The organism is Salmonella sp. 741265116_PST, assembly GCF_046567715.1.
Lineage (GTDB): Bacteria > Pseudomonadota > Gammaproteobacteria > Enterobacterales > Enterobacteriaceae > Salmonella > Salmonella enterica.
On the sequence record NZ_JBKFPH010000025.1, the window covers coordinates 1 to 18722 of the forward strand.

The 18722-nt window shown below is 49.9% G+C and carries 16 protein-coding genes and 1 pseudogene; 5 read left to right on the top strand and 12 right to left on the bottom strand.

Going from position 1 to position 18722, the window contains the following annotated elements; translation table 11 throughout:
* Positions 1–414: 414 nt before the first annotated feature.
* The 3 genes and pseudogenes from ACLD11_RS16455 to misL all read left to right on the top strand — a co-directional run.
* A pseudogene (locus tag ACLD11_RS16455) lies at positions 415–525 on the top strand (transposase); the annotation flags it as partial.
* A 756-nt stretch (positions 526–1281) separates the two neighbouring features.
* Positions 1282–1899: a helix-turn-helix transcriptional regulator gene (locus ACLD11_RS16460; RefSeq protein WP_023136631.1), complete on the top strand. Its 618-nt coding sequence runs from the start codon at positions 1282–1284 to the stop codon at positions 1897–1899.
* A gap of 74 nt (positions 1900–1973) precedes the next feature.
* Positions 1974–4826 (top strand): intestinal colonization autotransporter adhesin MisL, encoded by a 2853-nt coding sequence (gene misL, locus ACLD11_RS16465; RefSeq protein ID WP_411015127.1) that lies wholly within the window; start codon positions 1974–1976, stop codon positions 4824–4826.
* Positions 4827–4920: 94 nt separating this feature from the next.
* Here the strand turns inward: misL and ACLD11_RS16470 are convergent, their stop codons facing one another.
* A complete protein-coding gene (locus ACLD11_RS16470) occupies positions 4921–5385 on the bottom strand; it encodes a hypothetical protein (RefSeq protein WP_023213975.1) in 465 nt (154 codons plus the stop codon).
* A gap of 10 nt (positions 5386–5395) precedes the next feature.
* Complete coding sequence (locus ACLD11_RS16475) at positions 5396–6253, bottom strand: transcriptional regulator (protein ID WP_001278064.1); 858 nt, start codon at positions 6251–6253, stop codon at positions 5396–5398.
* Between the two features lie 909 nt (positions 6254–7162).
* Here ACLD11_RS16475 and ACLD11_RS16480 point away from each other — a divergent pair.
* Positions 7163–7843, top strand: coding sequence for an isochorismatase family protein (locus ACLD11_RS16480; RefSeq protein WP_411012134.1), 681 nt, complete (start codon positions 7163–7165; stop codon positions 7841–7843).
* Between the two features lie 228 nt (positions 7844–8071).
* Here the strand turns inward: ACLD11_RS16480 and cigR are convergent, their stop codons facing one another.
* The 5 genes from cigR to ACLD11_RS16505 form a co-directional block, all read right to left on the bottom strand.
* Entirely contained in the window at positions 8072–8551 is a 480-nt protein-coding gene (gene cigR / locus ACLD11_RS16485; protein WP_001065324.1) for an anti-virulence regulatory inner membrane protein CigR, read from the bottom strand.
* 101 nt (positions 8552–8652) lie between these two features.
* On the bottom strand, positions 8653–8739 hold the full coding sequence (mgtU, locus tag ACLD11_RS16490; protein WP_252515021.1) for a magnesium transporter protection protein MgtU: 87 nt from the start codon (positions 8737–8739) through the stop codon (positions 8653–8655).
* Between the two features lie 12 nt (positions 8740–8751).
* Entirely contained in the window at positions 8752–8844 is a 93-nt protein-coding gene (mgtR, locus tag ACLD11_RS16495; RefSeq protein ID WP_001082117.1) for a protein MgtR, read from the bottom strand.
* A gap of 21 nt (positions 8845–8865) precedes the next feature.
* Entirely contained in the window at positions 8866–11592 is a 2727-nt protein-coding gene (gene mgtA / locus ACLD11_RS16500; RefSeq protein WP_411012135.1) for a magnesium-translocating P-type ATPase, read from the bottom strand.
* Positions 11593–11811: 219 nt separating this feature from the next.
* Entirely contained in the window at positions 11812–12507 is a 696-nt protein-coding gene (locus tag ACLD11_RS16505) for an MgtC family protein (protein WP_000392699.1), read from the bottom strand.
* Positions 12508–13013: 506 nt separating this feature from the next.
* Between ACLD11_RS16505 and ACLD11_RS16510 the strand changes: the two genes are divergently transcribed.
* The gene (locus tag ACLD11_RS16510) at positions 13014–13916 is read left to right on the top strand and encodes an EamA family transporter (protein WP_000535970.1); all 903 of its coding nucleotides are present in this window, start codon (positions 13014–13016) and stop codon (positions 13914–13916) included.
* A 42-nt stretch (positions 13917–13958) separates the two neighbouring features.
* Here the strand turns inward: ACLD11_RS16510 and ACLD11_RS16515 are convergent, their stop codons facing one another.
* From ACLD11_RS16515 to ACLD11_RS16535, 5 genes are all read right to left on the bottom strand, one after another.
* Positions 13959–14900, bottom strand: a complete 942-nt coding sequence (locus ACLD11_RS16515) for an Rpn family recombination-promoting nuclease/putative transposase (RefSeq protein ID WP_000749540.1) — start codon at positions 14898–14900, stop codon at positions 13959–13961.
* 235 nt (positions 14901–15135) lie between these two features.
* Complete coding sequence (gene dagF / locus ACLD11_RS16520) at positions 15136–15879, bottom strand: 2-dehydro-3-deoxy-phosphogluconate aldolase (RefSeq protein ID WP_411015128.1); 744 nt, start codon at positions 15877–15879, stop codon at positions 15136–15138.
* The gene (gene dgaE / locus ACLD11_RS16525; protein WP_411012136.1) at positions 15866–16975 is read right to left on the bottom strand and encodes a D-glucosaminate-6-phosphate ammonia lyase; all 1110 of its coding nucleotides are present in this window, start codon (positions 16973–16975) and stop codon (positions 15866–15868) included. Before dgaE ends, dagF begins: the two co-directional genes overlap by 14 nt.
* A 3-nt stretch (positions 16976–16978) precedes the next feature.
* On the bottom strand, positions 16979–17839 hold the full coding sequence (locus ACLD11_RS16530) for a PTS system mannose/fructose/sorbose family transporter subunit IID (protein ID WP_161976246.1): 861 nt from the start codon (positions 17837–17839) through the stop codon (positions 16979–16981).
* The gene (locus ACLD11_RS16535; RefSeq protein ID WP_000380259.1) at positions 17836–18585 is read right to left on the bottom strand and encodes a PTS mannose/fructose/sorbose/N-acetylgalactosamine transporter subunit IIC; all 750 of its coding nucleotides are present in this window, start codon (positions 18583–18585) and stop codon (positions 17836–17838) included. The genes ACLD11_RS16530 and ACLD11_RS16535 overlap by 4 nt, the downstream gene beginning before the upstream one ends.
* Positions 18586–18722: the final 137 nt, after the last annotated feature.

Below are 18722 nucleotides of genomic sequence, written 5' to 3' on the forward strand. Positions count from 1 at the left end.
AAGTAATGCAAAGTTATGCTGGGAGAGAGGGGGGAATTGGAATAAAAAAATCCCGAAGGCGGTAAAACAATACTAAATTGTGTCCTGAATACCGGACAGAAATAATATAAGAGATAGCTTCAGAGAGATATTTACAACATAGATCACATTTTTAGCGATAAAGAATGTGATGGCGCTCGCAAATATTGAGAAATAAAAATAAACCAGGCATTACATCTACAGTCGCCCAGAGGGTAATCGGGCCTCTGGCTATTATTGCCCAGTGCCAGCGGTCACCCTGTACTTCGTCCTTCCGGCAGATAAAACTGCACATCGTCTGCTTCGCTAAACACTGACGCGACTGTAAGTATCCCACAGAATCGTGCCATTCACATTTAGAGATCACGTCATCGATCTGTTGACGAAGGAATCTCTATGCGTAAAGCCCGTCTCCCTGAGCATCAGAACATCGCCGTAATTAAGTTGGTCGAAGCTGGACGAGCGGTTAAAGATATCTGCCAGGAGGCGGATATTTGTGAAGTGACTGACGACATCTATGGACATTAGGTTTGACCACATTCTGTTTCTCACTAATGTGCTCCGGGAAAGAGTTTTCATCAGATGAGCAATTGAAAAGAGAAGCCAGAGGCTGAAGTTGCCTCGACCGATAAGTCTGTCGGTTGCTCAGACTATCACGATCAGAATTAAGTCAGATCAACTTATTGGCAAGGTATAACCCCCGGCATTAAGTTACAAGATTTTCTCATGGCATTAGCATTACACCCCCTTAAAGTTTACATGCGTCTCTATAAAATAGTCTTAAATTTGTATATAAGAAGTTGATGAGAGCACAAATATCACCATTAAGTCATTGAATAACAATGCAATGAAAGAAAAAATCTTAAATTAGGTTTTAATAATAAGAATTCATTACAGGTTTACAGGAATTACTTTTATATTTCATCACATCACCCCGATAGTGACGAAGGCAGCAGACAGATGGTATTGAGAACCATTATTTATCGCTCTCATGATTTAGCAAATAGTGCTGTTTTAATATTTTTTCTGATATTGGAGATTATGTATAAAAATCCCAATGGGTGAAATACAAATCCGAAATGATGTATTACGACTGTCGGATCTGTCATGGTTCCTTAAAGCTGTATTTTAGGTCTTTCCAGGAGTTTATGACACTGACAATAATTCGCGCCTTTTGACAGCCGTAGCACTGTATATTATCTGGATTGACACATTTATTTACCAATGAAATATTAACAGAAACATCGACGGGAGTCGTTCAGGATGATGAGAAAACCTTCACAAATTGTCCATTGCATTAGTTGCGATTTATCCTGTCAATTATTCCCTGACAGCGCAGTACGGGTGCAATACTGTCATAATGCGGCATTTTCCATCTGGCCAGATGGTAATGCTTTCCTGAAAAAAGGGTTTATTGAAAAGTTATTGCTTGATAGACACAACCATTTATCCAGCGGTTTTATCTTTGTTGATTTTTCTTTCCCGAATCTTCGACGATTTACCGATTTGCAATGGGCTGACAGTCTGGCAGACAGTGGTATGCATATTGTCCTGATTTCTGACAGAAGTTTAACTCCGCTGGCCAATTACTGGATTTTGAAAAGCAATAAAATACAAGGAATTATTTATTCCGATGACGATGATATTGTGCAACAGCAAAAGATACACCGCTTGTTTACTGGTCGGCTCGCCAACAGTAAACGTGGACGAACGCTTAACTATACGGAATTTATATTACTGAAGCGCTTTGTATCAGGAATAAGTATTCAGCAGATTGTAAATATTGACAATATTGATATTAAGAAACTTTATGTGCATAAGCTGCGGCTTGAAAATAAGCTAGGGCATAGCATTCATAAAATAATATCAAATATTTTATAGATCCGTTTCCATTTTTATTATTTCCATATTATTGCGATGTGGAAGACGCTTTACGCCATAATGCAGGAGGCAGAATGCCAACTCCCCAAAATTACTCATTCATCGCCATAGCGGTATCAGCAGCATTAGCCTCTATAGTATTTCCCTCCCAGGCGGCCTGGGTTGACGTTGATAGTCTGCCATCCAGTGGGCTAGTCAGCCAGTTGCCGCCGGAATTACAGGCCATTATTCCCGCTCAGGCCAGTACCGGTTTCACCAAAGTCGGTACCATGCCCAACTACGTTTATCAGTGGAACACCGGTACCATCCCGGTTTATGGCAATGGCCTCACGCTTAATGGGCCGGGCGCGGAGGCGTTTGAACACACTGTCACGGTTATTCAGAACAGCGGGACGGGAAGTCCGGGCGTGATTTTTGGCAACGACCTGACCATTCGGACGCAGTCGGCGAATGCCGCGAATAATGGTAGAGACGTCGATGGCATCCGTACTCACGGCGCAAATACTCCGGATAACCCGGTATTTATTATTACCGGTGACCGTACCAACATCTACGTGGATGGTCAGGATGGTGACGGTATTAACGCCGGATATAACTCACTGGGCCAGGGTTGGACCGGATCGGCCAATATTTACGTCGGCGACGATCTGTATATCAAAACAACAGGTAGCCAGGGACGTGGAATTACAGCTAACGCCATGCGGGATGCGTCACGTGCCAAAAATACGATTGTCGTCGGCAATCGTGCACATATTGTTACTACCGGCGACAGTTCGGAGGGGCTGCGTACCGGACAAAGCGGTTCGTTGATTCGTCTGGGTGACGATGCAACCATCGAAACCTCCGGCGCATCCTCAACGGGGATTTACGCAGCATCATCCTCCAGAACCGAGCTTGGCAACAACGCTACTATTACGGTGAACGGTGCCAGCGCACACGCGGTATATGCAACTAACGCTACCGTTAGTTTGGGAGAGAATGCCACTATTAGCGTTAACAGCGCCAGTAAGGCTGCATCCTATAGTAAAGCCCCTGCCGGTTTATACGCCCTCTCCCGAGGCGCCATTAATCTGGCAGGCGGTGCGGCTATTACTATGGCGGGCGATAACAGTAACGAAAGTTACGCCATCAGCACGGAGACTGGCGGCATTGTTGACGGTTCTTCAGGAGGTCGTTTCGTCATCGACGGTGATATTCGTGCTGCTGGCGCCACCGCTGCCAGCGGTACGCTACCGCAGCAGAACAGTACAATTAAGCTCAATATGACGGACAACTCGCGATGGGACGGGGCGTCGTACATCACCAGCGCTACGGCGGGCACAGGCGTTATCTCTGTACAAATGAGCGATGCGACCTGGAATATGACCAGCAGCTCAACGCTCACTGACCTGACGCTGAATAGTGGCGCAACCATTAACTTCAGCCATGAAGATGGCGAGCCATGGCAAACGCTCACCATCAATGAAGATTATGTAGGCAACGGCGGTAAGCTGGTCTTTAATACTGTGCTCAACGATGATGATTCCGAAACGGACAGGCTGCAGGTTCTCGGCAATACTTCAGGCAACACATTTGTTGCAGTAAATAATATTGGAGGAGCCGGGGCGCAAACCATTGAAGGTATTGAAATTGTTAACGTTGCTGGTAATTCTAACGGTACTTTCGAAAAAGCAAGCCGTATTGTTGCCGGAGCCTATGACTACAACGTGGTGCAGAAAGGTAAAAACTGGTATCTGACCAGCTACATTGAGCCGGACGAACCGATTATTCCCGATCCGGTAGACCCTGTTATTCCCGATCCGGTAGACCCTGATCCAGTAGACCCGGTTATCCCTGACCCTGTTATTCCCGATCCGGTGGACCCTGATCCAGTAGACCCTGAGCCAGTAGACCCGGTCATCCCTGATCCGGTCATTCCTGACATAGGGCAATCTGACACACCGCCGATAACAGAACATCAGTTCCGTCCGGAAGTGGGCAGCTATCTTGCCAACAACTATGCGGCAAATACGCTGTTCATGACGCGTCTCCATGACCGTCTGGGTGAAACCCAGTACACCGACATGCTGACGGGTGAGAAGAAGGTCACCAGCCTGTGGATGCGTAACGTCGGCGCCCATACTCGCTTCAACGATGGCAGCGGGCAGCTAAAAACCCGCATCAACAGCTATGTGTTACAAGTGGGAGGCGATCTGGCACAGTGGAGCACTGACGGTCTTGACCGTTGGCATATTGGTGCAATGGCAGGTTATGCCAACAGCCAGAACCGCACGCAGTCGTCCGTGAGTGACTATCATTCCCGTGGTCAAGTCACCGGTTACAGCGTCGGCCTTTACGGCACCTGGTATGCTAACAATATCGATCGGTCTGGGGCTTATGTGGATACCTGGATGCTGTACAACTGGTTTGATAACAAGGTCATGGGTCAGGATCAGGCCGCTGAGAAATATAAATCCAAAGGAATTACCGCCTCGGTTGAAGCCGGTTACAGCTTCAGGTTAGGTGAAAGCGCGCATCAAAGCTACTGGTTGCAGCCCAAAGCGCAGGTGGTATGGATGGGCGTGCAGGCTGACGACCATCGCGAAGCCAATGGTACCCTCGTCAAGGATGATACCGCCGGTAATCTGCTAACCCGCATGGGCGTAAAAGCCTATATTAACGGCCACAATGCTATTGATAACGATAAATCTCGAGAGTTCCAGCCGTTCGTGGAGGCGAACTGGATCCATAATACGCAGCCTGCCAGCGTGAAGATGGACGATGTCAGCAGCGATATGCGTGGTACGAAAAATATTGGTGAACTGAAAGTGGGTATTGAAGGGCAAATTACCCCGCGCCTGAACGTATGGGGTAACGTGGCGCAACAGGTAGGTGACCAGGGCTATAGTAATACCCAAGGCTTACTGGGGGTTAAATACAGTTTCTGACTCCGGTAACAACAGAGCCGCTGATCTTCAGCGGCTTTTACCCGGAAGCGCTTTCATTTGGCTGATACGTTCCATGAACGGCTCCCAAAACCGCTTAATGTGTACAGAAAAATATCGGGCGTTTCCCGATGGTGAACATAAAGCCACGATGGCCCTGAGTCAGGATGGTGTAACTGATACTTTTCCCTGGATAGACATAAAAATCGGGTAAAACCGTCTCGATAACCGCATCGGACAGTGTTTCGTCACGCGTGACTTTGTTGATATCCGTCGATATAAAATGGGTGCTGTCTTTATTTTCACTCCATACATAGGAAACATCACGGCGGATCACGCCGCTCATTTTATTATCGACGTAATACGTTCCGCTGATGGAAACCACCCCAGTGCGTTTTTTCAGCGAATACATAAAGTCCAGCGTCAGGTTAGCCTGAGTGTTGTTATAAAACACAATCACAGGCGCCGTACATTTCTCTGGATCCCGGTTCTTTTCCGTATATAAATGAACAAGATGCCCAAGCCCTACTCCCAGAAACAGTAGCGTCAGGCAGGCTAACATCAGTGCCTTTTTACCCATGTGTCACCCCGCGGAAAAAAAGCGTCACGCAGCCTGTATCACCGCGCGTTTTATAAGGTTGCTGACAAATCAATGCCGTAACCGCTGGGGTGCGACTGCTGGAAGGAAAATAGACCCATGGGTATTTCTGACAATCCATACCGGTTTTTAGAATCATTGACTTATAGCTTGCAAAGCGGCTACCGCTTTCGATATCTTCATTTCGCGAGAAAAAATGACAGCCCTGAGTTGTTTCAACCAGCGTGTAGCGATCGTAAAAATCCTTATCGGGAACGGTTTGCCAGCTTATAGCGCCAAGCAAAATACCGACAGCAAATGTCCCGGTCATCCAAAGTACAGGTACATAATGTTTAAACCAACGCCCTGACATACGTGGCGGCGTCTCACCCTTTTTTTCTATTGTCTGAGCGAAGTCTTTGCGGATGGTCATGAGGCTCACACCAGGCTCAATCTGAAAGCCTCTACGCGGAACCGTGATTATCAGCGTATCTTCATTTTCGCCAACGGTACGTAATCCGCGGCGAATAATGGAGATATTCTGATAAAGCGTATTTGCCGACACCACCATGCCGTCTTCTTCCCACACTTTTTGAAAGAATGTTTGTTGTGAGACGACGGAGGGGGCGTTTTCCAGCAGAAGGCGCAAGCAGCGGCTGGCGGGCGTTGTCAGAATAATGTTGAGATCTGGCCTCGATAATGACGCCAGGCGATTCATTTCTGGATTAAATTCAATATTATCGTTAATTATCCATAACATCGCATTGTTACCATGCCAAAACATAACGTAGTTGGAGAGGGTTAATAGACACCACTGAGTATAGTCTGATGCTGTGGCTGCGTAGCAGGACATGGATTGTCCCCTGCACATACCGATCATATAGAAGAGCGAGAGGCATAAGACATTAACAGGTAAGCGTAGACACCGCTTTTCTCATTATAGCAGACTCAGGGGTGAAAGTACGTTTATACCCTTCATACTTCAAGTCGCTTATGTGTTGGCTACGCTCACTCACCCCAGTCACATAGTTATCTATGCTCCTGGGGACTCACTCCCTTGCCGCCTTTAAGCAACTCGAATTATTTTGGGTATAGTTTTCTTGTTCGTTAAGTCTCCTGTTTTGTATTGAGGTGAGAATATCACCTTTAATCAGGTAGCCAAATTTACTGTGCCACTACGCTTTAATATCTCATAGATAAATCATGAGAAAATATATCCTGACAATCTATATCCTATGAAAGACAGGGTTTTATTGAATGTGTTCTTTATAATAGCTTGTAATATCCAAAAAAGCAGCACTCGTTATGTAGGGATAGTTTCCAATTTATTAAGAGTTACAGTAGCCATACTTAATAAAAGCACGCTTCCCACTTAATATTTAAGCTGTGCTTTATGTTATTTAAATATAAATAAGTTAACTCTTAATTGAACTATTTCAAACTTATACTAAATAATTTTAAAACTATCCATCAGAAACAATTTGTAGGGGCATAGTTTGTTTTTTCAATCAATAATCCTCTCTGACATGTAAAATAGAAACATTTATTCATAATATGAATATTGTTGTGATAACAGATTCGCGTGAAAGTAAATCGACTGAAGGAGATGCCGATGAATATTCCTTCAGAAAGAACTCAACAGGGTAATCCAGGATCGGCAACGGATTACTGTCATCAGCTTAAAAACGGAAATCGCCCCGGCGATTAATGACTTTAACACTGATAGTGATTATCAGTGAAAGGCAACAACAAGGAATGAATTATGTCTACACCCGCGAATTTTAACGGTCAACGCCCTGCCATTGATGCTAACGACGCAGTAATGCTGCTGATTGACCACCAAAGTGGCCTGTTTCAGACCGTCGGCGACATGCCGATGCCGGAATTACGCGCGCGCGCCGCGGCGCTGGCTAAGATCGCTACCTTATGCAATATGCCGGTCATTACTACCGCATCCGTACCACAGGGACCGAATGGTCCGCTGATTCCGGAAATCCATGCGAATGCGCCCCACGCGCAATATGTCGCGCGTAAAGGGGAAATTAATGCCTGGGATAATGCCGATTTTGTACAAGCGGTAAAAGCGACAGGCCGTAAAACGCTGATCATCGCCGGTACTATTACCAGTGTCTGCATGGCTTTTCCAGCCATCAGCGCCGTCGCGGAAGGGTACAAGGTATTTGCGGTAATTGATGCCTCCGGTACGTACAGTAAAATGGCGCAGGAAATTACGATGGCCCGCGTGGTGCAGGCGGGCGTAGTACCAATGGATACCGCGGCGGTAGCCTCTGAGCTGCAACGTACCTGGAATCGGGATGATGCCGCAGAATGGGCGGATGTATATACCAAAATATTCCCGGCCTATCAGCTACTGATTGAAAGTTATACCAAAGCGCAGGAAGTAGTAAAAAATAATGAACTGCTGGATTCTCAGCGCGCATAAATAACGTCCTGAAGAGGCTAAATAGCCCTATTTAATGGGGCTATTTTACTTGCCATTTTGGTCCTGGGCAGTGCTCGCCAAAACGCGTTAGCGTTTTGAACGCCGCTTGCGGCGGCCCGAAGGGCGAGCGTAGCGAGTCAAACCTCACGTACTACGTGTACGCTCCGGTTTTTGCGCGCTGTCCGTGTCCAAACTGGCTGCGCCAATAACGCCTGGTGGGATAGGCTCTTAATCAAATACGCCATTAATAATCGCCGTGACCACCGCGGTACTGAGCGCGATCAGCACCAGATTATCCCCAACGATTTTCCACTCATAGCCCGGATAATAAGGTAATTGTCCCAGCATAGACGCCGGCACCGTTTTTTTAGCGATTCCCGGCGGCAGCGGTTTTCCTCTCGCCAGATTTTTCGCAATCCCCGGAGGTAAAGACTGATAACCCGTCAGCCCTAAATTCACTGCCAGTTGCCTGGCGACAGCATAGCTAATGTCCGACTCGACGTGATCCGGTTTACCGCCATTTTTACGGTGTTCCGTTTTTTGCCCGGCATTTCCTTTATGGCCGTTACCGTTATTACCCTGATTAGCCGCGTTATTACCATGTCCGCCGCCATTGCCATTTCCCGGATTCGCCAGCACAGGCGTAGCGCTCAGGGAAAACGTAATCAACGTCGCCAGGACGGCGGTTAAACCACGACGATTATTCATGATATTGCCCTTCTGATGTGGGATACCATGAAAATAGCGCCCCGCCATAAAAAGAACAACTACATCGATTCTTATTTTAAGCGGGGCTCGCCAACAGCAGCTTATCGTATCCAGATAGTCAGTAAAATCAGGATGATTGCTATCAGGACAACCTGATAAAAAATTTTGTCCAACCCTCTTTTTTGCATGGCGTCACCTCGTTAGAAAACGATTTGCCAGAGGGCTAAACACAACACCAACAGGCTAATCAGTAAAAATATCAGCGCGATGATTTTATCGGGTGAGCGATTCATCTGGGCGATCCTCAAACATCATTAAAACCACTGGCCAAAGCGTTTGATATAAAAGCGCTTCATGCCTTGCGCCACCAGACAGTAGCTCAATAATGTCGCCACCAACCACGGGAAGTAGCTCAGCGGCAGCGGCTCCAGTCCAACCATCGCACCCAAAGGTGAGAATGGAATATAAATGCCTATCGCCATAATCAAGCCGGTCGTCAATAATACCGGCAACGTCGCCCGACTTTGGATAAACGGTATTTTCTGCGTCCTTAGCATATGCACGACCAGTGTCTGCGAGAGCAGACCCTCAATAAACCAGCCGGACTGAAAGAGCGCCTGCGCCTCTACGTTATTAGCCGCAAAGACGTACCACATCAACGCAAAGGTTGTGATATCGAAAATAGAAGACGTTGGGCCAATCCATAGCATAAAACGACCAATATTTTTCGCGTCCCATTTCCGCGGCTTACGCAGGAACTCTTTATCCATTTTGTCCCACGGCAACGACAACTGCGAAATATCGTACATCAAATTCTGGATCAACAGATGAATCGCCAGCATCGGCAGAAACGGAATAAACGCGCTGGCTACCAGTACCGAAAAAACATTGCCGAAATTAGAGCTGGCGGTCATATTCAGGTATTTAATGATATTACCAAAGGTTTCCCGCCCTTTGATGACGCCTTCCTCAAGCACCATGAGATCTTTTTCCAGCAGAATAATATCTGATGACTCTTTAGCAATATCGGCGGCGCTATCGACGGAAATCCCCACATCCGCATCACGAAGCGCGGGCGCGTCGTTGATCCCATCCCCAAGAAAACCAACGGTATGACCATTTTTCTGTAGCGCTTGCAAAATACGCGTTTTTTGTAACGGCGTCAGCCGGGCGAATACTGCGCGTTTCTCCACTTCAGACCCCAGTTCGGCATCTGACATCGCCTCAACCTGGGTTCCGGTCAGGATATCGTGCGTATCAATACCCACTTCCAGACAGATACGCGCCGTCACGACCGGATTATCGCCGGTGAGGACTTTGACCGCCACGCCGTTATCCCGTAACGCGGCAATCGCTTTTCCGGCGCTCTCTTTCGGCGGGTCGAGAAAAGTGAGCATCCCTTCTATGGTAAGTTCGGTCTCGTCCTCCACACTTAATGTCGGATTGTTCCCGGAACCATCCAGCTTACGTGTCGCTATCAGCAATACACGGAATCCCTGCGCATTGTAATCTTCGGTTTTCGCCAGCAGCAGCTCGCGGCGTGTTTCCGTCAGCGCCACCACACGATCGCCTTCGCGAAGATGGGTGGCTACCAACATCATCTCTTCAACAGCGCCTTTGCAGATCAGGCATCTGTCTCCATGCTGCGTATCCTCCACCAGGACCGATACCCGGCGACGTACAAAGTCGAATGGCAGTTCATCGCGTTTAACGAAGCGCGCTTTTGTCGATGGTGCGATGCGACCCTCGCCAAAACGCAGTATGGCGCGATCCATCACATTCCGGGCGCCGCTCTGGCTGCTACTATTCAGCCAGGCCAGCATCAATACCCGGCTGCTTTTTACACCGCTCACATCCAGATGATGCTCCAGAAAAATATTGTCCTGGGTTAAGGTGCCGGTTTTATCTGTACACAACACATCCATCGCGCCGAAGTTTTGAATAGCGTTCAGGCGCTTGACGATCACTTTGCGCCGCGACATCGCAATCGCGCCTTTTGCCAGGTTGGAACTGACAATCATGGGCAACATTTCCGGCGTCAACCCCACCGCAACCGCCAGCGCGAACAGCGAAGCCTCTACCCAGTCTCCCTTACTGAAACCATTGATTAGCAGGACAACCGGCACCATGATCAGCATAAAGCGTATCAACAGCCAGCTCACGCTGTTGACTCCGCGATCGAAAGCCGTCTGGGTACGCGTACCCACAATGGATTTCGCCAGCGAGCCGAACCAGGTACGGCTTCCCGTCGCAACCACGACCGCTTGCGCTCTGCCGCTGGTTACATTGGTTCCCATCAGACAGATATTGCCCAAATCTAGCAGGCTTTTATCTTTGTCAGGCAATTGCTCGCTGTCTTTACCTGCCACATCAGCCATAACATCGTATTTTTCTACGGGTAATGATTCACCACTAAGAATTGACTGACTGATAAAGAGATCGCGCGACGCCAGCAGTCGGACGTCGGCGGGCACCAGATCGCCTGCGGCCAGAAAAACCACATCGCCCGGCACCAGCTCTTCAATGGGAATCTCTTCCTGCACCGCGCCTATATTGCCCGGTCCACGACGCAACACCGTGGCGGTGGTGCGCACCATCTTTTTCAGCGCCTGTGCTGCTCTGTTAGTGCGAAACTCCTGCCAGAAACGCAATAACCCGCTCAAACTGACCATCGTCAGAATAATCAGCACGCCGGTGAGATCGGTCTCTTCGCCACGGCGTAACGGGAGCCAGTAATCCGTGATGAAACTGACCCCTGCCAGTGCCATCAGAACGTAAATAAACGGGTTATTGAATGCCTGCAGAAGCTGAACCAGCACCGGAGGAACTTGCTCATGCGCCACTTCATTGCGCCCATACACTTTCAACCGTTCGCTGGCCTCTTCTATCGTGAGGCCCTGACGATGGCTGTTCAGCCGCGCCAGTGTCTCCTCCGGGCTATGAAAAGCTTCCGCTTCGATCGGAAATACTTTTTTATGCTGCTTATCATTTTCTGACGCCGGGCGATTGAGTTTCCGGTTTTCAATGTTCATGTCAGTCATGATGAATCCCCAAAATTAAGGTGTAGTGTTTCCTGCATATCACGCCCGGGGAATAGTAAACTCACGATTTCAAGGTGAATGCCCCGGGAGAATTATCTATGCATAAAAAAGAGTTATTGCTTACTCTCTATTTGAGTGAGTTTTATTTTATCGGCTCGGGAATATCCATCATTCCCTCCTTATACGCCTGGCGTAATGTTGCAATTGAATAAAAAACTATTATTGACTATCAATGCTCCAGTGAATTGCGGTGATATTATCGTTATCACCTATTCTGGATATAATCAGTTCTCGCGTTTTACGATAATCAGCATGACCCACGAGCTCGGCACGAATTTCTTTATAACCCTGTTCCTGAGCGGGGACCGAACCTAACCCTTGTAAACAGATCGCGGCCTCTTTTACGATATTCAGTAACCACTGACGAACCGCGCTTTCATCTTCTTTATTACAGGTTACTTTCAGGATATAACGTTTTTCTCCCTCGGCGGATACCGGGAGTTGATTTATACGCTGCGCCGCTTCACGCAGTAAAATATTGGCACAAAGAATAATGATCGTCGCCGCCAGCGCATTTTTGAACTGCCCTAAGCCGCATAACACGCCGATGCCCGCCGAACACCATAGCGTTGCCGCAGTGTTCAGTCCGCGCACATTCATCCCTTCGCGCATGATGACACCCGCCCCCAGAAAGCCAATACCAGAGACAATCTGCGCCGCAATTCTCCCGGGGCTGTCTGGCGATGTCGTCATGGAGCTCAGAATAAAAACGGCGGCGCCTGTCGCCACCAGCGCATTAGTGCGTAATCCCGCCATACGTTGACGCCATTGTCTTTCCGCGCCAATCAGCGCGCCCAACAGCATAGCGGCCAGTAAATTCAAAATATAAGGAAACATTAACATACGTTCCTCCATTTTTTCTGGAAGAATAAGTACGTGCTATATTTAGCACACGACAAATTTCTGCCCTGAGGCAATTAGCGTCGTGTTAACGGCGGAGGAAATAAAGCGTGTTTAAACATGAACATGACGATTACCTCGCGACAATGCGCGTGTTGTAATATTACTGGGATGACAATCGTCACAAAGGGAGATTGCTGCCCACCGGTTCGGCAAGCAGCGCAGGAATAGCGTGCGTTAACTTGCCAGATGATTTACGTAAAAGTGACTGTCCAACATATTACTCCTGCATGAATTTGCGCTTATTATAGTCAGTCAATATGTTCTGTAAAGTGCAAAGGCGGGGATAGTGACGATTTGTTTAAGTTTGTTTGATATTTGCCTATGACAAAAAAATGACAATATTATGTCAATAACAGGCTCGCCTGAAATCATTAAACAATAAATTCCTGCTTAATACCAACGATAGCTCTGTTATGATGCCTGCACGTAAAAAAATAAAACAACATGACGAGGAAAAAATGGGTTCCACCAGAAAAGGGATGCTAAACGTCCTGATTGCCGCCGTATTGTGGGGGAGTTCAGGCGTTTGCGCGCAGTACATCATGGAGCAAAGCCGTATGTCGTCACAGTTCCTGACGATGATACGTTTGTTATTCGCCGGGCTGATACTGGTGACCTTCTCCTTTATGCACGGCGATAAGATATTTTCGATTCTTAAAAACCGCAAAGATGCACTGAGTCTGCTGATTTTCTCCGTGGTGGGCGCGCTCACCGTTCAGCTAACCTTCCTGCTCACGATTGAAAAATCCAATGCCGCCACCGCGACAGTGCTGCAATTTTTATCGCCGACCATTATTGTGGCGTGGTTTGCATTAGCGCGAAGAACACGACCAGGCATTCTGGTCTTAACCGCCATTCTTACATCGCTTATCGGCACCTTTTTACTGGTGACTCACGGCAATCCAACATCGCTGTCGATCTCTTCAGGCGCGCTGTTCTGGGGTATCGCCTCCGCATTTGCCGCCGCCTTTTATACGACCTGGCCTTCCAGGCTAATCGCCCAATACGGCACGCTGCCAGTGGTCGGCTGGAGTATGTCCTTTGGCGGCCTTATTCTGCTGCCCTTCTACGCTAAAGAAGGAACGCACTTTGCGGTAAGCGGCAGCCTGATTCTGGCCTTTTTCTACCTGGTGGTGATTGGTACGTCGCTGACGTTCAGCCTGTATTTGAAAGGCGCGCAACTGATTGGTGGCCCCAAAGCCAGCATTTTAAGCTGCGCGGAACCGTTAAGCAGCGCCCTGCTGTCGCTGCTGCTGTTGGGGATTAGTTTTACCTTGCCGGACTGGCTGGGCACGCTGCTCATTCTCTCGTCAGTGATTCTGATCTCCCTCGATTCCCGTCGACGCGCGCGGGCCGCTTAACGCCGTTGATAATCACGATGACCGGGCGGAAGAGGGAAAAGTTTAATGGCGCTTTGCCTTAATCTCTTCGTCAGAAAGCCCGGTAATCATCAGCACCATCTCTCGCTCGATCCCCTGTTCCAGCATCGTATGCGCAATACGCAAGGCCTCCTCCTGCTTACCTTGATGTATACCTTGCTGTATGCCTTGTTGCACGCCTTCACGCTTACCTTTTCTGCGCCCCGATTCACGTATTCTGTCTACGATCGTCATTAATCTCTCCTTGTGTTGGGGAACACGACGTGCCACCTCGCGGATAAACTTGCCAAAACGAGGCGTGCTGCCATGCTGTATTAGCAAATAATTAAACAGCGCTTTTAGCTGACTGTCATTAGCGTTTCCCGTAATCAGAAGTACCGCTAAGCGCTCGACCAATCCCATCAGGTCGCGCTGACGTATATGCTTTTGTACCAGCTCCAGCATCGCGATACGTCGATGCTGCATAATCTCGTTATCCGGCACCACCGTAATGTCTACCAGTGGAAATGCCGTCGCATAAAGCTGACGCGCCAGTGCAGGATCGTCAAACTCATCCAGCCAGCACAGCGAAAAGGGATACGGGCTTTTCGCGCCATGGTAAAACAGCATGGGAATCACCAGCGGTAACGTTTTATGGCCAGCATCCAGATGGCGCTGCATCGCGGCAGTCGCGTAACGCATTAACCGGAACGCCATATGCGCGTCCGGCGTACTCTGATGCTCTATAACGACATAGATATAACCGTCGCCTTCACACGTTTTTAGCGACCAAAGGACGTCGGAATAAAACGCGCGTAAATTTTTCTCGATAAAACTGTCCGGCGCCAGTTTTAACGTCGTCAGATCGCAACGTATTCTTAGCGAATGGGGAAGATGAATATTGAGAAAATCCCGCGCGGTATCCGGATGGCGTAAAAACGTTTTGAATACCGCATCATGAGGCGTGGACGTGGGGCTTTTTTTCATGGCGATCCGTCACCTGAGGCATAAGATGACGCCACTGTACTCGCCAAAAATACAGACAGCATTCAGGAAAATTTAACCCTGCGAGGAGGCTCGAAAGGGAATCACTGACGGCTGCAATACGTACATTTTTGCCCAGCCTGCTACGCATTATCGCCCGATAGCGTAACGCTAACCGGGCCTACAAATACACGTCATCTGTAGGCCAGGTAAACGCAGCGCTCTTCGGCGATAAATCTCACACCAGCGCTTTGACTATCTCCATCAACCGAATGACGTCTTCGGGGCGCGTATTGCCGGTTTGCGGATCGATAATCGAGCTGTAAACATGCGGCATGACGCGCGGCACACCTGCTTCCAGGCAGGTTTGCAGGATAATACCGAAATTATCCAGTGAGATACCGCCGGTCGGCTCGATGAGCGTCATGCCGTGGCGGGCGGCGGTGGTCGCCAGCGCATAGAGTTCCGGTAACGACTTTTCGCCGCCCATCGGGAAAAACTTCGCCGCATGTGCGCCCATATCCTGCATCATGCGTACCGCCGCTTCACAGGAAACGCGGGCTGGCGTTCCCTGGCTGCTGCTGACGCCGGTAGAAATCACCACCTCGCCAGGCGTTCCCGTCGGGCTGACCAGGGCGTTAATATGTGTTTGCTCGCCGCCTGTCGCCGCCAGTGCGCCCGCTGCGAAGCCGCTGCCGGTAAAGGTCTGATTGACATGGGCCGGGTGAGTATGGACGGCAATCATCGCCGCTTTGTAGTACTGCGCCGGGTCGCCTGCGCCCAGACCCACCGAGATAGACGGCACCTCCGCCATCCAGCGTTTCACCTCCGGCACACCCTCTTCTACCGTAGCGAACTGCGCGGAAAGTACGCCAATGACCGCATGGCCTTCGGCGGCTTCATAGATAGCCTTCGCGTTGGCGATATCCTTTGCCAGCACGTTAATCGCTACCCGCTGACGATAAAAATTAATCTGCTGCATGTTCTGCAATCTCCCTGAGTCGCGCCACAATCAATGCCATTTCCCCTTCAGCTACCGTGCGTGGATCGAGGCTAAAAACCCCCTGATGAAGCTGATATTTGCGGGCGTAAATCGCTATCTCGCCGCCGCGCAACTGCGCTTCGACGTCCTGCGCGTTCAGCCCCAATTCTGACGCGTTCACCCGCACACGAATACGCCAGATTGCACGCCCGGCCTCATCCTGTTCGATATCGGCATAAAGCCCATGGATGGCGGAAATCGCTTCCGCGACCGGCTGTAACTGTGCGGCGGTCACGGTCATCTGGCCCTGGTGGTAATTCTCCAGCGCATACACCAGCCCAACCATGTTTTCCTTGCCGATTTTCATTGCCCTGGCAATCCCCTGGTGCTGCGCTTTGCAGGCGGCAATCCACGTTTTCTTACCAGTGATAAACCCGGAGGTTGGCGCATTAAAGGCTTTCGCGCCGCTATAGATAACCATATCCGCGCCGCTCGCTACCCAGCCGCGCAAATCCTCTTCCGCCGCGGCATCGACAATCAACGGCAGGTGGTTGGCCTGCGCCACCTGTACAAAATCGTCAATGCTCAACATGCCTTTCTGTACGCAATGGTGTGATTTCACATACAGTAGCGCGGCGGTCTTTTCGTTAATGGCGCTTTCCAGTTGCCAGCGGGCCGCCAGATTGCTCGACCCCACTTCCACTATGCGCCCGCCGCCAAGACGAATGGCGCTGGTGACTGGCGCGCCGTAGTCCACATTATGCCCGCGCAGCATCACTACCTCATTGGCCATACCGGTACTGTCCGGCATCAGGGCGACGCGCGCCCGATCGCCGTGGGTGATAGCGGCAGCGACGGCAATGGCAATACCCGCCGAGGCGCACGAGGTGATATAGCTATCTTCAGCACCCGTATAGCGCGATACCAGTTCGCCGGTTTTTTCCACCAGCGCGTCAATCTCGACGAAAGCGGAAGCCGCGCGCGCGGTGGCCTGCATGACCTCCGGCGCGACGCTTGAGACGCCCAGAATGGTCATTTTGCCGCAGGCGTTAATGACCTTTTTCAACCCCAGTTGTTGATAGATATTCGGCGTCATGATTTACAGCACTCCCAACAACGAACAGACTATGCTCAGTGCGACAATCGACAGCAAAATGGTGGTGTAGCGCGGCCCTTTTTTTACCAGATAGAAGTAGATGGCGAATACCGCCGTCAGTGGCAGTAAGCCCGGCGCGATAGAGTCGAGGATCTGCTGAACCACCACTTCAGATCCTTTCAAGGCGCTAATTTTTAACGGCGTGGTGATTTTGACGTAGCTGGCGGAAAGCGCGCCCATCATGATCAAACCCAGCACGTTGGCCCCGTAGATCAGTTCTTTGATTCGCCCCCCTTGCAGCAGGCCGATAATCGAATCACGCCCCAGCGTATATCCCTTGTGGACCATGCCGTAGCTGATCGCCAGGGTGATCGCCGGGTAGAGAATCAGCGGGATAATACCGCCCATCGCGCTGCCATTTGCCGCGAACGGAATAAAGATCGCTATCAACAGCGGCATCACCGCCGCCCAGATAATCGAGTCGCCCATCCCGGCAAGCGGCCCCATCAGGCCCGTTTTAATGCCGGTGATAGACGAGTCGTTAATCGGCTCGCCGCGCGTTTTTTGTTCTTCCATGGCAATAGAGATGCCCTGAATCACCGCGCCGAAGGTCTGCTCGGAGTTAAAGAAGTTAAGGTGGCGTTTTAGCGCTTCTACCTGCTCCTCTTTTTGCGGGTAGAGTTTTTTGATGATCGGCGTCATCGAGGCGCAGAAAATCAGGCTTTGTAAGCGCTCATAGGAGCTGGAAACCTCGGCGCCCAGCCAGTAGATAAACCAGGCTTTGGTGATATCTGCTTTGGTCAGCGCCCCGCTTTCCCGCGCACGCTCAACCAGTTCATGTTGCATTACGTCACTGCTCATCATGCTGCTCCTTCATTTTTCGCCAGGCCTTTAATCAGGAAGGCGACACAGGTGCCGAAGATGGCCATCGCCATGATGTCGACCTTGAGGTACAACACCGCGAAGAACCCGCCGATAAACCACGGCAGCAGGCTCTTTTTACCGATCACCATAATGGTGATGGCAAAGCCCAGCGCCGGCAGAATGCCGCCCATGATTTCAAAGGAGTGGGTTAACCAGTGCGGCATCAGTTTAAGGAAACTTTCCACCACATCCTGGCCAAAGTAGTTAGCGGCAAAGACCACCGGGAAGCGCAGCACCAGCCCCAATAATGCCGGGTAAAGAAAGGCGCAACGCATGATGCCCGCCATGTTTGCCGTTTCCGCGTGTTTATCCGCCATATGCACCCAGGCGGCGTTCAGCGTGCGCCTAAGCTGATCGAGAAACACGCCAATCACGCCAAACGGGATTGCCAGCGCGATCGCCAGGTTTGGGTCCATACCGGCCTTCACCGCGATAGGAATGGAGATACAGGCCGCCAGCGCCGGGTCCGACGGCACGTTGCCGCCCGGCGTTGAGGTCACGCCCAAATAAACGAGCTGCATCCCTGCGCCGATGATCATCGCGGTCTGCATATTGCCAAGCAAAAGCCCGACAAATACCGCGATCACCACCGGTTGTAACAGCATCGCGGAGAAGGTGTAGCCGAGGCGTAAACGGGCAAACCAGTAATACAACCCCATCAGGCTTGCAAAGAGTAAGGTATCCATAGTGTTATCCTATACACTTCATCCTTCAGGCTGCCTCTTTGTTGGCTGCCTTCGCTCACCCCAGTCACTTACTTTAGTAAGCTCCAGGGGATTCACTCAGTTGCCGCCTCGATGCATCCAGAATGATTTTGTGTCTA